Below are 14,542 nucleotides of genomic sequence, written 5' to 3'. Positions count from 1 at the left end.
AAATTCAGTGGAACAGCACGAACGCCTTCTGCAGGGTGACCCAGATGCCCCACAGCATCGGCACCCCGACCGCCAGCCAGGCCAGCGCCACCAGCAGCGGATTGCCGCCATGGCCGACCTGCGCCAGCTGCGCCGCATCCAGCGCCGACTGGCCGTTGCTGCCGACCTTCTCGTGCGCCAGCTGCTTCTCCGCGGCCAGCTCCTGCGCGGTCATGAAGTGCCTGGCCGCCACCGGCCGCACCAGCAGGTTGCAGATCAGGCCCAGCACCAGCATGCCCGCCAGGATGTACATCGTGGTGTTGTACACCTGTGACGGCGGCACGCCCACGCCCAGCTGGTACTCGCGCATGTAGCCGACCACCACCGGGCCGAGGATGCCGGCGGTGGCCCAGGCGGTCAGCAGGCGGCCGTGGATGGCGCCGACCATCTGCGTGCCGAACAGGTCGGCCAGGTAGGCCGGGATGGTGGCGAAGCCGCCGCCGTACATCGACAGGATCACGCAGAAGATGCCGACGAACAGCGCGCTGCCGCCGACCTTGCCGGCCCACGGCGCCGCCGCGTACAGGGCGATGCCGAGCACGAAGAACACCGTGTAGGTGTGCTTGCGGCCGAGCTTGTCGGACATGCTGGCCCAGAAGAAGCGGCCGCCGATGTTGAACAGGCTGAGCAGGCCGGTGAAGCCGGCGGCGATGGCGGCGATGGCCGCCAGCTGCGCGGTGTCCAGGCTGCCGAAGCCGGCGTCCACGCCGATCAGGCGGCCGCCGAACACCTCCTGCAGCATCGGCGAGGCCATGCCGATCACGCCGATGCCGGCCGACACGTTCAGGCACAGCACGCCCCACAGCAACCAGAACTGCGGGATGCCCCAGACCTTCTTCACGTGCACGTGGTGGGCGGTGATCATCGCGTTGGCGCTGGCCGCCGGGGCGGTCCAGCCGGCGGGGGTCCAGCCGCTCGGCGGCACCCGGTAGCCGAACGCGCCGGCCATCATGAACACGAAATACAGCGCCGCCATGACCAGGAAGGTCTCCTTCACCCCGACCGAGTCGGGGCCGGCGAAATGGCGCATCAGCGCATCGGCCAGCGGGCTGCCGATCATCGCGCCGCCGCCGAAGCCCATGATCGCCATGCCGGTGGCCATGCCGCGGCGGTCCGGGAACCACTTGATCAGGGTCGACACCGGCGAGATGTAGCCAAGCCCCAGGCCGATGCCGCCGATCACGCCCGAGCCCAGCCACAGCATCCAGATCTGGTGCAGATGGATGCCCAGCGCCGAGATCACCAGCCCGCCGCACCAGCACAGCGCCGAGACCACGCCGGCCTTGCGCGGGCCGGCGCGTTCCAGCCAGCCGCCCCACAGCGCCGCCGAGCAGCCCAGCAGCACGAAGAACAGCGTGTACATCCACTGCAGTTCGCTGATCTTCCAGTCGCAGCTGGCCGACACGATCCGCGCCAGGAAGCCCATGTCGGGCGGACATGCCACCGCCTCGGTGATCCCCAGCGCCTTGGACAGCGGCAGCCAGAACACGCTGAAGCCGTAGGCCATGCCGATGCACAGATGGATCGCCAGCGCGGCCGGCGGCACCAGCCAACGGTTGAAGCCCGGCCCGGCGACGATGCGTTCCTTCGACAACAGGCCGGCGGAGGCGGTGTGCGCGGCGCTGGCCGCGCTGCTCGAGTTGCTCATTCGGTTCCCCTCAGGTGCATCGGCGTCTTTATGTGATGGAGCGCATATTGCCTGTCCACGGCACGGCCTCGGCGGCGGCATGGCCGGCGCGAAGGCGCGCGGCGAGCGTAGTACGAAAGCGCCATGGCGCCGAGCGTCGGATGGTCTAATAATCGGCTGTAGAAAGCCGATTGCGAGCCGCACCCCGCATGTACAAGGTGACGATCCAGCCGCAGTGGGAACTGCGCACCGAGGACGGACAGCGGCTGCCGCCGCGGCTGGTGGAACTGCTGCTGGCGATCCGCGGCACCGGCTCGCTGGCCGCGGCCTGCCGCCAGACCGGGCTGTCCTACCGCTATGCCTGGGGCACCCTGCGCGAGGCGCGGCGTCTGTTCGGGCAGCCGCTGCTGCGCGCCACCCGCGGCCGCGGCGCGCAGCTGGCGCCGATCGGCGAACGCCTGGTGTGGGCCGAGCAGCGCATCGCCGCGCGCCTGGCGCCGACCCTGGAAAGCCTGGCCAGCGAACTGGAGACCGAGCTGGAGCGGGTGTTCCGGCAGGAAGCGGCGCCGCTGCGCCTGCACGCCTCGCACGGCTTCGGGGTGGAGACGCTGCGCCGCTGCATGGTCCTGGCCGGCGCGCCGCTGGAACTGAAGTACCGCAGCCCGGACGACGCCCTGGCCGCGCTGCGCGACGGCGCCTGCGACCTGGCCAGCCTGCACCTGCCGATCGGCGAACTGGAGCACGAGCTGCTCGGCCATTACCGCGACCGGCTCGATCCGCACGGCGACTGCGTGCTGCACCTGGCCACGCGCACCCAGGGCCTGGTGCTGGCGCCGGGCAATCCCAAGCGCATCCACGCCCTGCCCGACCTGTTGCGGGACGACGTGCGCTTCATCCAGCGCCAGCCCGGCTCGGGCACGCGCCTGCTGCTGGAATGCCTGCTGGCGCGCCAGGGCCTGTCGCCCGGCGGCCTGCATGGCCCGCACATGGAAGAACTGACCCATGCCGCGGTCGCCGCCTACGTCGCCAGCGGCCAGGCCGATGCCGGCTTCGGCCTGGAACCGCCGGCGCGGCGCTACGGCCTGGACTTCATCCCGATCGTCAGCGAGCGCTACTTCCTGCTGTGCCGTCGCGACGCGCTGGACAGCGGCCAGCTGGCCCCGATCGTGGACCTGCTGCGCAGCGAGACGTTCCAGCACGAACTCGGCTTGCTGCCCGGCTACGACGCGCACGACTGCGGGCGCGTGCAGGGCCTGGCGGAGGCGTTTGCCGGGTTGTTGTGAGCCGGGATTGGGGATTCGGGATTGGGAAGCAGGCGACTGGGCGGCTGAGCCTGGACTGTTCGGTGCTCCTTGTGGGAGGGGCTTCGGTCCCGGGGCTTTTGTCGACCACGCCTGTTCGGAATCAGGACGCTTCGGCGAATCCGCGCAGGAAACGACGGCGCGCACCGGCGCGACGGCGGCGCAATCCGCCTTTTGCCTGTCGCGTCGGTTAGGCTTTGCGCCCTTTCGCAGCCGAAACGTTCCCATGCCAATGCCCATGCCGTTCCGCGTCGCCGCCGCCGGCCTCCTGCTGCTCGCCACGCACGGCGCACGCGCCGCCGACCTGCCCGCCGACGTGCTGCGCCAGTTGCCGGCCGGCTACCTGCCGCTGGAACAGCTGCGCGCCGACCTGGACGGGGACGGCCGCGCCGACTACCTGGTGGCGCTGCAGCAACGCGGCGAAGCCGAGCGCGAGCCGGCGCCGGCTCGGCCGCTGCTGATCTTCGTGCAGCAGGCCGATGGCCACTACCGGCTGGCCGCGCGCAACGACCACGTGGTGCTCAAGCGCGACGATGGCGGCCAGTGCGACCCCTTCACCGACAGCGACGATCCGTTCGCGGCCAAGGGCCGCTACTTCACCGTGCAGAACGGCGTCTCCTGCGGCCAGCACTGGACCTACTTCATTACCTTCCGCTACGTGCCCGAGCGCAAGACCTGGGTGTTCCACAAGCGGATCCGGCAGAGCTGGCAGCTGAATTCGGATCCGGCGCCGGACGCCGATGCGCTGACGAAGACCACGGACAAGGTGGACGCCGCCGATCCCAAACATCCGGTCACCTTTGCCGACTACGTGCCGGACTGAGTCGCGCGCAACCCGCACGCGCCCTGCCCGCACAGCGGCGATACCCAGCCCAACGCAACGACGGCGTCGGCTGCACCCGGTGGCATGCCTGATCGAGGCGCTCGCGTGCGGCGATGCGACGCCGGTGCCCTTTCACCGCCACCGGCCGCCGCTGCCGTGTCCGGATCCGGCCAGCATGCGGCCGCGGCGGCGGGCATGCTGCGCGCTCGATCGTCTCCTGGAGCGCACATGTCCAGCTTCGTCTGCATCGGCCTGCCCGCCGCGCCATTCGCGCCGCTGTTCGACCTCGACGATGCGCAGCTGCACGCGCACGGCGCGCGCCGCGTCCACGCCGACCAGTCGCCGGGCTTCCCATGCCGGGTCAGCCTGGAGGATGCGCGGCCCGGCGAGGAACTGTTGCTGCTGCACTACCGGCACCAGCCGGCGGACACGCCGTACCGCGCCGCCGGGCCGATCTACGTGCGCCGCCACGCGCAGGCCGCGGCGGCGCTGCCGGACCAGGTACCCGCCGCGATCCGCCGGCGCCTGATCTCGCTGCGCGGCTACGATGCGGCCGACATGATGGTCGCCGCCGACGTGCATGCCGGCGAAACGGTGGCCATGGCGATCGAGCAGGCCTTCGCCGATCCGCGCGTGCGCTACCTGCATCTGCACAATGCGCGCCAGGGCTGTTTCGCCTGCCTTGTGGAGCGGGTTTTTGAGCCGGGATTGGGGATTCGGGATTCGGGATGCGACCCGCGCTTCCTGTAGGAGGGGCTTCAGCCCCGACGCGTGACCAGTAAAGCGTCGGGGCCGCAGCCCCTCCTACAGAACAGCGCAGTGCTGCGCACTTGCGAATCCCCAATCCCCAATCCCGAATCCCGGCTCAAACCGCCAGATTGATCCAGGTCGCCTTCATCTCGGTGTACTTGTCGAACGCATGCAGCGACTTGTCGCGGCCGTTGCCCGATTGCTTGTAGCCGCCGAACGGGGCGGTCATGTCGCCGCCGTCCCAGTAGTTGACCCATACGCTGCCGGCGCGCAGCTTGCGCGCCACCCGGTGCGCGCGGCCGATGTCGCGGGTCCACACGCCCGCGGCCAGGCCGTAGTCGCTGTCGTTGGCCATGCGCAGCGCGTGCGCTTCGTCGTCGAAGGCGATCACCGACAGCACCGGGCCGAAGATCTCCTCGCGGGCGATGGTGTGCTCGTGGCCGACCTCGTCGAAGATGGTCGGCTCCACGTAGCAACCGCCGGCGACCACCTCCACGCGCGTGCCGCCGAGCAGCAGCCGCGCGCCTTCCTCGTTGCCGCGCGCGATGTAGTCGAGCACGCGGTTGGTCTGCGCCTCGTCCACCAGCGCGCCCATCGCCGCATCGTCGTCGAACGGATGCCGCGGCTGCAGCGTGCGCCCGGCGGCGACCACGCGGGCCACGAACTCATCCTTGATCGAGCGCTCCACCAGCAGCCGCGACGCGGCGGTGCAGACCTCGCCCTGGTTGTAGAAGATCGCGCCGGCCGCGGCCTGCGCCGCCTGTTCCAGGTCCGGCGCGTCGGCGAACACCAGGTTCGGGCTCTTGCCGCCGCACTCCATGTACGCGCGTTTCATGTTCGACAGCCCGGCGCACTGCAGCAGGCGCTTGCCGACCGCGGTGGAGCCGGTGAACACCAGCCCGTCCACGTCCATGTGCAGGGCCAGCGGCTCGCCGGCGCTCCTGCCGAACCCGGGCACCACGTTGAACACGCCGTCGGGAATGCCGGCCTCGGCCACCAGTTCGGCCAGGCGCAGCGCGCTCAGCGGCGATTTCTCCGAGGGCTTGAGCACCACCGAATTGCCCGCCGCCAGCGCCGGGGCGATCTTCCACGCGGCCATCAGCAGCGGGAAATTCCACGGCACGATCGCGCCGACCACGCCCAGCGGCTCGCGCGTGATCAGGCCCAGTTCGTCCTGCCCGGTCGGCGCCACTTCGCCGTAGAGCTTGTCCAGCGCCTCGCCGGTCCAGGCCAGGCAGCGCACCGTGGCGGCCACGTCCACGCTGCGCGCGTCGCGCACCGGCTTGCCCATGTCCAGCGATTCCAGCAGCGCCAGTTCGTCGGCATGCTGCTCGACCAGCTGCGCCAGCTTCAGCAGGGTCTTCTTGCGCTGCGCCGGCTTGGCCTGCGACCAGTGCCCGGCATCGAAGCTGCGCCGCGCCGCGGCGACCGCGCGTTCGATGTCCTCGGCCCCGCCCTCGGCGACCTGGCCGAGCACGCGGCCGTCGATCGGGCTGATGCAGTCGAAGGTCTTGCCGCTGGCCGCATCGACGTAGCGGCCGTCGATGAAGGACTGGGTGCGCAGCTGCAGCGCGTCGGCCATCGCCTGCCATGCATCGCGGGTGCGGGGTGCGGTCATCGGAAACTCCGGGTCGGGAGGAAGGAACGGATCTGCGGGTCGTGCGGCTGCGGCGGAGCGGAAGCCCGCGCCGCGGCGCGGGCGGGGCTCAGAACGTGGCCGGGGTATTGGCGCTGACGATCACCACCGCCTCGCTGCCGACGTTGCGGAACCGGTGCGGCACCCGGCTCTCGAAATAGTATCCCTCGCCGGCCCGCAGCACGCGCACCTGCGCGCCGACGGTGATCTCCACCTCGCCAGCCACCACCACCCCGCCCTCCTCGCCTTCGTGCACCAGCATCGCGGTGCCGGTGTCGCTGCCCGGCGGCATCACCTCGCGCAGGATGCACATCTGCCGCTGCGGACGATGGCCGCCGACCAGGTAGTAGTGGATGCCGTCGCTGCCCACGTCGGGCAGCTCGTCGACGCCATAGAACGGCGCATCGGCCGGCCCGATGTCCAGGTCCTGGGTGAAGAAATCGGCCAGCGAGATCGGGATGCCGTCCAGCACCTTCTTCAGCGAACTCACCGAGGGGCTGACCTTGTTCTGCTCGATCAGCGAGATGGTGCTGTTGGTCACGCCCACCCGCTTGGCCAGCTCGCGCTGGCTCAGCCCGTGGGCGGTGCGAACCCGGTGCAGGCGGGCGCCGATATCCATCGCGTGATGAGGAAAGCCTGGACGGTGTTGCCGGATACTTTACACACCCGGTCCCGGCGGTCAATTTGCCGCGCGCCGCGCCGTGCGCCCGATACGCCGGCCCAGGGCGGGGGTATCGCGATGTGGTTTCAGGGCGTGCTGCCCTGGAGCGGGCACCCCGCCACCGCAGGCCGGGTTGGTGTAAAGTTTTTTCAACACCCCTCTCGCGTGGAGCCTGTGATGAGCCCTCAGTCGCCCCCCTCCTCCCAGGCGCTGGCCGACCACTACGCCGCCCAGGCCACGCAGGCGCCGGACGGCATGGATGCGTTCTGGATGCCGTTCACCGCCAATCGCCAGTTCAAGGCGCGGCCGCGCTTGCTGGCCTCGGCCGAAGGCATGTACTACCGCAGCGTGGACGGGCGCCAGATCCTCGACGGCACCGCCGGGCTGTGGTGCTGCAATGCCGGGCACGCGCGGCCGCGCATCGTCGAGGCGGTGTCCAGGCAGATCGCCACGCTGGATTTCGCGCCGACCTTCCAGATGGGCTCGCCGCTGCCGTTCGTGCTCGCCGAGCGCCTGGTCGAACTGGCCCCGCCCGGCCTGGACCATGTGTTCTATACCAACTCCGGCTCCGAGTCGGTGGACACCGCGATGAAGATCGCCCTGGCCTACCACCGCGCCCGCGGCGAGGGCCAGCGCACCCGCTTCATCGGCCGCGAGAAGGGCTACCACGGGGTCGGTTTCGGCGGCATCTCGGTCGGCGGGCTGCCCAACAACCGCAAATGGTTCGGCCCGCTGCTGCCCGGCGTGGACCACCTGCGGCATACCCTGGACATCGAGCGCAACGCGTTCTCGCAGGGGCTGCCGGCGCACGGCGTGGAGCTGGCCGAGGACCTGGAGCGGCTGGTCGCGCTGCACGACGCCTCGACCATCGCCGCCGTCATCATCGAGCCGATCTCCGGCTCGGCCGGCGTGGTGCTGCCGCCGCTGGGCTATCTGCAGCGCATCCGCGAGCTGTGCGACAAGCACGGCATCGTGCTGATCTTCGACGAGGTGATCACCGGCTACGGCCGCGTCGGCAAGGCCTTCGCCGCGCAGCGCTTCGGCGTGACCCCGGACCTGATCACCACCGCCAAGGGCCTGACCAACGGCTGCGTGCCGATGGGCGCGGTGTTGGTCTCGCACGCCATCCACGACGCCTTCGCCCACGGTCCGGCCGGCGCCATCGACCTGTTCCACGGCTACACCTACTCCGGCCATCCGCTGGCCTGCGCCGCGGCGCTGGCGACGCTGGATACCTATGCCGAAGAGAAGCTGTTCGAAAAGGCGATCGAACTGGGCGGCTACTGGCAGCAGGCGATCCATGCGCTGAAGGACTTGCCGCACGTCGTCGACATCCGCAATTTCGGCCTGATCGGCGCGATCGAACTGGCATCGCGCAAGGATGCGCCCGGCGCGCGCGCCTACGAGATCTTCGAGCGCTGCTTCCACGACGCCGGCCTGCTGATCCGCGTCACCGGCGACACCATCGCGCTGTCGCCGCCGCTGATCGTGGAGCGCGAGCACATCGACCGGATCTTCGCGGTGCTGGCCGACATGATCCGCAGCACGCCCTGACCCCCGCCCACCCAACCCGCTCCGCGCTCCCCACGCGCGCCGCATGCCTGGAGAACCGCTCATGCTGGTCGGCGTCCCGAAAGAGATCAAGAACCACGAATACCGGATCGGGCTGACCCCGGCCGGGGTCCGCGAACTGGTGCTGCACGGCCACCAGGTGCTGGTGCAGCGCGACGGCGGCCAGGCCATCGGCCTGACCGACGCGGACTACGAACGCGCCGGCGCGCGCCTGGCCGACGACGCGGCCAGCGTGTTCGCGCAGGCCGACATGATCGTCAAGGTCAAGGAGCCGCAACCGGAGGAATGCGCGCTGCTGCGTCCCGGGCAACTGCTGTTCACCTACCTGCACCTGGCGCCCGATCCGGCGCAGGCCAATGCGCTGCTGCGCTCCGGCTGCACCGCGATCGCCTACGAGACCGTCACCGACGGCCACGGCGGGCTGCCGCTGCTGGCGCCGATGAGCGAGGTCGCCGGGCGCATGGCGATCCAGGCCGGCGCGCATGCGCTGGAAAAGGCGCAGGGCGGCTCCGGCGTGCTGCTCGGCGGCGTGCCCGGGGTCGCGCCGGCGGAGGTGCTGGTGATCGGCGGCGGCGTGGTCGGCATCAACGCCGCGCGCATGGCGATGGGCCTGCACGCGCGGGTGACGGTGCTGGACCGCTCGCTGGAACGGCTCAAGTACCTCGACGAGCTGTACGGCCACCAGCTGACCACGCTGTATTCCACCCGCGACGCGATCGAGCAATGCCTGCCGCACACCGACCTGGTGATCGGCGCGGTGCTGATCCCCGGCGCCGCCGCGCCCAAGCTGGTGTCGCGCGCGCAGCTGGCGCTGCTGCGTCCGGGCTCGGTGCTGGTGGACGTGGCGATCGACCAGGGCGGCTGCTTCGAGACCAGCCACGCCACCACCCACCAGCAGCCGACCTACGAGGTCGACGGCATCGTCCACTACTGCGTGGCCAACATGCCCGGCGGCGTGGCGCGCACCTCCACCTTCGCCCTGACCAACGCCACCTTGCCGTTCGTGCTGCAGCTGGCCGAGCACGGCCTGCAGGCGCTGCGCGACGACCAGGACCTGCGCAACGGCCTCAACGTGCACGCCGGCAAGCTCACCCACCGCGCGGTGGCGCAGGCGCTGGGACAGGAGTTCGTGCGGCCGCTGGACGCGCTGGGCTGAGAGTTTCCTTCGAGGATTGCCGACCATGAACGAGTCCCTGTCCCACTACATCGGCGGCCGCCGCGTCGATTTCCGCAACGGCGACTATGCCGAGGTGTTCGATCCGGCCAGCGGCGCGGTGGCGCGGCGCGTGCCGCTGGGCGACGCGCATGCGGTCGGGATGGCGGTGACCGCCGCCGCGCAGGCGTTCCCGGCCTGGGCGGCGACCCCGCCCCTGCAGCGCGCGCGGGTGATGTTCCGCTTCCGCGAACTGCTGGAACGGCATGCCGACACGCTGGCCCGCTGCATCAGCGCCGAGCACGGCAAGGTGGTGTCCGATGCGCGCGGCGAGGTCACCCGCGGCATGGAGGTGGTGGAGTTCGCCTGCGGCATTCCACACCTGCTCAAGGGCGAGCATTCGGTCGATGTCGGCCGCGGCGTGGACGCGTGGAGCGAATACGCGCCGCTGGGCGTGGTCGCCGGGGTCACCCCGTTCAACTTCCCGGCGATGGTGCCGCTGTGGATGCTGCCGGTGGCGCTGGCCTGCGGCAACAGCTTCGTGCTCAAGCCGTCCGAACGCGATCCGTCCGCCTCGCTGCTGCTGGCCGACTGGCTGCACGAGGCCGGCCTGCCGGACGGCGTGTTCAACGTGGTGCACGGCGCCAAGCCGGCGGTGGATGCGCTGCTCGCGCATCCGCAGGTGCAGGCGCTGAGCTTCGTCGGCTCCACCCCGGTCGCCGCCGACCTGTACGCGCGCGGCAGCGCGCTGGGCAAGCGCGTGCAGGCGCTGGGCGGGGCCAAGAACCACCTGGTGGTGCTGCCCGACGCCGACCTGGACGACGTCGCCGCCGCCCTGCTCGGCGCCGGCTACGGCTCGGCCGGCGAACGCTGCATGGCGATCTCGGTGGCGGTGTGCGTGGGCGATGCGGTGGCCGATGCGCTGGTGGCCAGACTGGCGCCGCGGGTGGCCGCGCTGCGCCTGGGCGCCGGCGCCGACGAACCGGACATGGGCCCGCTGATCAGCGCCGCGCACCGCGAACGCGTGCGCGGCTACATCGACAGCGGCGTGGCCGACGGCGCCACGCTGGTGGTGGACGGCCGCGACGCGCAAGCGCCCGCGCAGGCCGGCGGCTTCTTCCTCGGCGGCAGCCTGTTCGACCACGTGCGCGCCGACATGCGCATCTACCGCGAGGAGATCTTCGGCCCGGTGCTGTGCGTGCTGCGCGTGGCCGACGCCGACGCCGCGCTGCAGCTGATCGACGCGCACGAGTACGGCAACGGCGCGGCGGTGTTCACCCGCGACGGCGGCGCCGCGCGCGCCTTCGCCCGGCGCGTGCAGGCCGGCATGGTCGGGATCAACGTGCCGATCCCGGTGCCGATGGCGTTCCACAGCTTCGGCGGCTGGAAGCGCTCGCTGTTCGGCCCGCTGCACGTGCACGGCCCCGACGGGGTGCGCTTCTACACCCGGCTCAAGACCGTCACCGCGCGCTGGCCGGCGGCGGCGCAAGCGGCCGAGTTCGCGATGCCGACGATGCGCTAGAAGCGCAGCGCCGCAACGCAGCACGGGCGCAGCGCCGCGACGGTGTAGCCTTGCGCGACCCCCGATCCTACCGCCGCAGCCACAGGAGTCGCTCCATGATCAAGGTCAGCGTGATGTACCCGTACACGCCAGGCGCCCGTTTCGACCACGACTACTACCGCGACACGCACATGCCGCTGCTGCAGGCGCGCATGGGCGATGCCTGCAAGGGCTACACCGTGGACAAGGGCCTGTCCGGCGGCGCCCCCGGCAGCGATCCGACCTATGTCGGCATGTGCCACATCTTCAGCGACTCGGTGGACGCGTTCCAGGCCGGCTTCGGCCCGCATGCCGACGAGATCCTCGGCGACATCAAGAACTACACCGACCTGACCCCGGTGATGCAGATCAGCGAGGTGGTGGTGGGGTGAGGCTCGCTGCGCGAGCCGGGATTCGGGATTCGGGATTCGGGATTGGGCCGGAAGGCACGCCCGCAGTGCGGGAGACGCAAGAGTTGCGCTCTTGCGAATCCCGAATCCGCCAATCCCCAATCCCGGCCCTCTACAATGCCGGCCCCCTCGCAACACCGTGCCGTGCCCGATGAACATCGTCGTCAAAGAAGACCTCAAGGCCTACATCGATCCGCTCACCGCCGACGAGTACGCGGCGCTGGAGCGCAGCCTGCTCGCCGAAGGCTGCCGCGATGCGCTGGTGCTGTGGGGCGAGATCCTGGTCGACGGCCACAACCGCTACGGCATCTGCCAGAAACACGGGCTGCCGTTCCAGACCGTGCAGAACACCCGCTTCCAGTCGCTGCAGGACGTGCACCTGTGGATGATCGACCAGCACCTGGGCCGGCGCAGCGTGTCCGATTTCCAGCGCGGCGTGCTGGCGCTGCGCAAGCGCGAGATCCTGGCCGAACGCCGCAGCCGCGCCGCCGAGGCGTCCACGGCGGCCGCCGATGGCGCCGCAGCCGAGGCGCAGGACGATGCCGCGCCCTGGGCCGATGCGCCTGCCGGCGCAGACGGCGCGCGCAGCGAGGCGATGCCGGCGCCGTTGAGCCGCGCCGAGCTGGCCCGCGCCGCGCGGCTCAGCAACAGCCAGGTGGTGCAGATCGAGAAGATCCAGAAGCAGGCCACCGCCGAAGTGGTGGAAGCGGTGAAGTCCGGCGCGATCTCGATCAACGCCGCCGCGGCGGTGGCCAGCCTGCCCGAGGACGAACAGCGCGCCGCGGCCATGGCCGGCAAGGACGAACTCAAGCAGGCGGCCAAGCGCGCCCGCGAGTCCAAACGCAAGCCGCGCGACACGGCGGCCACCGAACGGGATGGCGATGGCGACGCAGCGCAGGGCGACAGCGAACTGGCCGCGCTGCGCCAGCGCGTGGCCGAGCTGGACGCCGAGAACCGGGCGCTGCGCGAGGAAGTGGCGGCACTGCGCGCGCGGCTGCAGGGCTGATCCGGGCGCTGAAGCTCGCGCGATCCGGCGCGGTGCGCAGGCCGCGGTGCCGACACGCTTCAGGCGTGCTGGGCAAGCGACAGGGTGTTGCCGTCCGGATCGCGGAACCAGGCCACCTTGTCGCCGTTCGGCGCGGTCCAGATGCCTTGCGCGTCCTGGCTGTCGGCGAAGAACGGGTAGCGGATGAACGCAACGCCCCTGGCCGCAAGCGCGGCCACATCGGCACCGATATCGGCGCTCTCCCAACCGAACACGGTGTAGTCGGCGGCGACGCGCGCCGGCGGCGTGACGATGCGCAGGTTGATCGGACCGGCCGCGAATTTCAGGGCGAAGCCGTCGAAGCCCTGGCAGCGCAGGCCCAGGATGCCCTCGTAGAAGGCGCGCGCGCGGTCGATGTCGTCGACGGCGATGAAAAAACCGGCAGGGGTGTGATCGGCGAGCATGGCGCGCGTTCGGCAAGTGGCCCGGAGGCGAACCTAGCATGCCGTCCAGCACCCGGCCATGCCCCCGCGACGGCGCCGTGCCGGAGCGCCGCGCCTGGCCGGCCGGCGCGCTGGGCGTGCCGGCGTTGGACGTTCGCGCGCACGCCGGTGACGGCCGCTCCGATGAAACCGTCCTAACCGCGCGCTGCGTAAACTCGCCCACATGAGCGCGTCTTCCGAACAAACCATGCCGCCAGATCCGCGCCGCTCGCAGCTGCGGCGCATGAAACTGCTGGCGGCGCTGTTGCTGCTGGCGATGCTGGCCGGCTTCCTGCTCAGCCATGTCATGGGCATGCACGGCGCCTGGGCCTGGATCGGCGCATTCTGCGAGGCCGCCACGGTCGGCGCGCTGGCCGACTGGTTCGCGGTGGTGGCGCTGTTCCGCCATCCGCTGGGGCTGCCGATCCCGCACACCGCGATCATCCCGCACGGCAAGGCGCGCATCGCCGACAGCCTGGCGGTGTTCGTGCGCGACCATTTCCTGGAACCGGCGGCGCTGCTGGCCAAGCTCAGCGCGTTCGATCCCGCGGCGCGGCTGGGCCAGTGGCTGGCCGAACCGGCGCAGGCCGGCAAGCTGGCCGAGCTGGCGCGCGGCTGGGCGCTGCAGGCGCTGGACCTGCTCGACGAGGCCGCGGTGCGGCGCCGCATCCACGGCTTCGTGGTGGCGCGCCTGCACGAATGGAACGCGGCCGCGACCGCCGGCGAGATCCTCGGCCTGCTCACCGCCGACGGCCGCCACCAGGCCCTGCTCGACGAAGCGCTGACCCGGCTCGGCCGGCACCTGGACGATGCGGCGGTGAAGCAGCGCGTGTCGGCGATGATCGTGAAGTACGCGCGCCGCGAATGGCCCAAGCTGGTCGGCACGGTGGAATGGGTCAAGCCGGTGGAAGGCATCGCCGACACCCTGGCCGAGCGCCTGGCGCACGCGCTGCTGGACGAACTGCAGGACGTGCTGTCGCAGCCGCAGCATCCGCTGCGCCAGGACTACGAGCGCTGGCTCGGCGGCTACGTGCAGCGGCTGCGCAGCGACCCGGCCACCGCCGACAAGCTGCAGGCGATGAAGCAGCGCCTGATCGAGCACCCCGGCGTGCAGGACTACGTGCAGGGCCTGTGGGACCAGATCCACGCCAGCCTGCGCCAGGACCTGTCGCGCGGCGACGGTGTGCTGGTGCAGCATTTGCAGCGCTCGCTGGCCGCATTCGGGCAATCCCTGTCCCAGGACAGCGCGCTGCGCGAGGCGCTCAACCAGCACCTGCTCGGCGGCGCCGAGAAACTGACCCAGCGCCTGCGCAGCGGCGTCACCGAGCACATCGCGCAGACCGTGAAGGGCTGGGACGAACGCCACCTGGTGGAACAGCTGGAGCTGAGCGTCGGCCGCGACCTGCAGTACATCCGCTTCAACGGCACCCTGGTCGGCGGCCTGATCGGGGTCACGCTGCACGCAGCCGTCACGCTGATTCCATGAAGGTCGTAGACGTTCGCCCCGGCAGCGCAGCGCAGGGGCTGGTGCGGCGGCAGCGATCGCGCTAGCGTGGCATGCGC

Annotated in this window: 13 protein-coding genes; 9 read left to right on the top strand and 4 right to left on the bottom strand. The window is 71.0% G+C overall.

The window, feature by feature from the left end; all coding sequences use genetic code 11:
- Positions 1-4: 4 nt before the first annotated feature.
- Entirely contained in the window at positions 5-1,687 is a 1,683-nt protein-coding gene (locus AB3X10_RS08810; RefSeq protein ID WP_369980811.1) for an OFA family MFS transporter, read from the bottom strand.
- Positions 1,688-1,875: 188 nt separating this feature from the next.
- On the opposite strand from AB3X10_RS08810, the gene AB3X10_RS08805 reads away from it, so the two are divergent.
- The 3 genes from AB3X10_RS08805 to AB3X10_RS08795 all read left to right on the top strand — a co-directional run bounded on the left by AB3X10_RS08805 (position 1,876) and on the right by AB3X10_RS08795 (position 4,540).
- The gene (locus AB3X10_RS08805) at positions 1,876-2,949 is read left to right on the top strand and encodes a substrate-binding domain-containing protein (protein WP_369980809.1); all 1,074 of its coding nucleotides are present in this window, start codon (positions 1,876-1,878) and stop codon (positions 2,947-2,949) included.
- Positions 2,950-3,199: 250 nt separating this feature from the next.
- Positions 3,200-3,790, top strand: coding sequence for a hypothetical protein (locus AB3X10_RS08800; protein WP_369981738.1), 591 nt, complete (start codon positions 3,200-3,202; stop codon positions 3,788-3,790).
- Between the two features lie 228 nt (positions 3,791-4,018).
- Positions 4,019-4,540, top strand: a complete 522-nt coding sequence (locus AB3X10_RS08795) for a DUF1203 domain-containing protein (RefSeq protein WP_369980808.1) — start codon at positions 4,019-4,021, stop codon at positions 4,538-4,540.
- A 115-nt stretch (positions 4,541-4,655) separates the two neighbouring features.
- Here the strand turns inward: AB3X10_RS08795 and AB3X10_RS08790 are convergent, their stop codons facing one another.
- Positions 4,656-6,158, bottom strand: a complete 1,503-nt coding sequence (locus AB3X10_RS08790; protein WP_369980807.1) for an aldehyde dehydrogenase — start codon at positions 6,156-6,158, stop codon at positions 4,656-4,658.
- An 88-nt stretch (positions 6,159-6,246) separates the two neighbouring features.
- Entirely contained in the window at positions 6,247-6,795 is a 549-nt protein-coding gene (locus tag AB3X10_RS08785; RefSeq protein ID WP_369980806.1) for a cupin domain-containing protein, read from the bottom strand.
- Positions 6,796-7,002: 207 nt separating this feature from the next.
- Between AB3X10_RS08785 and AB3X10_RS08780 the strand changes: the two genes are divergently transcribed.
- From AB3X10_RS08780 to AB3X10_RS08760, 5 genes are all read left to right on the top strand, one after another.
- Positions 7,003-8,391 carry an aspartate aminotransferase family protein gene (locus tag AB3X10_RS08780; protein ID WP_369980804.1) on the top strand — a complete coding sequence of 463 codons (1,389 nt, stop codon included), beginning with the start codon at positions 7,003-7,005 and terminating at the stop codon, positions 8,389-8,391.
- A 61-nt stretch (positions 8,392-8,452) separates the two neighbouring features.
- On the top strand, positions 8,453-9,565 hold the full coding sequence (ald, locus tag AB3X10_RS08775; RefSeq protein ID WP_369980803.1) for an alanine dehydrogenase: 1,113 nt from the start codon (positions 8,453-8,455) through the stop codon (positions 9,563-9,565).
- Positions 9,566-9,590: 25 nt separating this feature from the next.
- Entirely contained in the window at positions 9,591-11,084 is a 1,494-nt protein-coding gene (locus AB3X10_RS08770; protein WP_369980801.1) for a CoA-acylating methylmalonate-semialdehyde dehydrogenase, read from the top strand.
- Positions 11,085-11,179: 95 nt separating this feature from the next.
- Complete coding sequence (locus AB3X10_RS08765; RefSeq protein ID WP_228321605.1) at positions 11,180-11,494, top strand: EthD family reductase; 315 nt, start codon at positions 11,180-11,182, stop codon at positions 11,492-11,494.
- A gap of 169 nt (positions 11,495-11,663) precedes the next feature.
- On the top strand, positions 11,664-12,518 hold the full coding sequence (locus AB3X10_RS08760) for a plasmid replication/partition related protein (protein WP_369980800.1): 855 nt from the start codon (positions 11,664-11,666) through the stop codon (positions 12,516-12,518).
- A gap of 59 nt (positions 12,519-12,577) precedes the next feature.
- Here AB3X10_RS08760 and AB3X10_RS08755 read toward each other — a convergent pair whose 3' ends face one another.
- A complete protein-coding gene (locus AB3X10_RS08755; protein WP_369980798.1) occupies positions 12,578-12,961 on the bottom strand; it encodes a VOC family protein in 384 nt (127 codons plus the stop codon).
- Between the two features lie 262 nt (positions 12,962-13,223).
- Between AB3X10_RS08755 and AB3X10_RS08750 the strand changes: the two genes are divergently transcribed.
- Positions 13,224-14,465, top strand: coding sequence for a DUF445 domain-containing protein (locus AB3X10_RS08750; RefSeq protein WP_369981736.1), 1,242 nt, complete (start codon positions 13,224-13,226; stop codon positions 14,463-14,465).
- Positions 14,466-14,542: the final 77 nt, after the last annotated feature.

Source organism: Xanthomonas sp. DAR 80977, assembly GCF_041240605.1.
GTDB lineage: Bacteria > Pseudomonadota > Gammaproteobacteria > Xanthomonadales > Xanthomonadaceae > Xanthomonas_A > Xanthomonas_A bundabergensis.
This window is presented reverse-complemented; position numbering and strand designations above follow the sequence as displayed.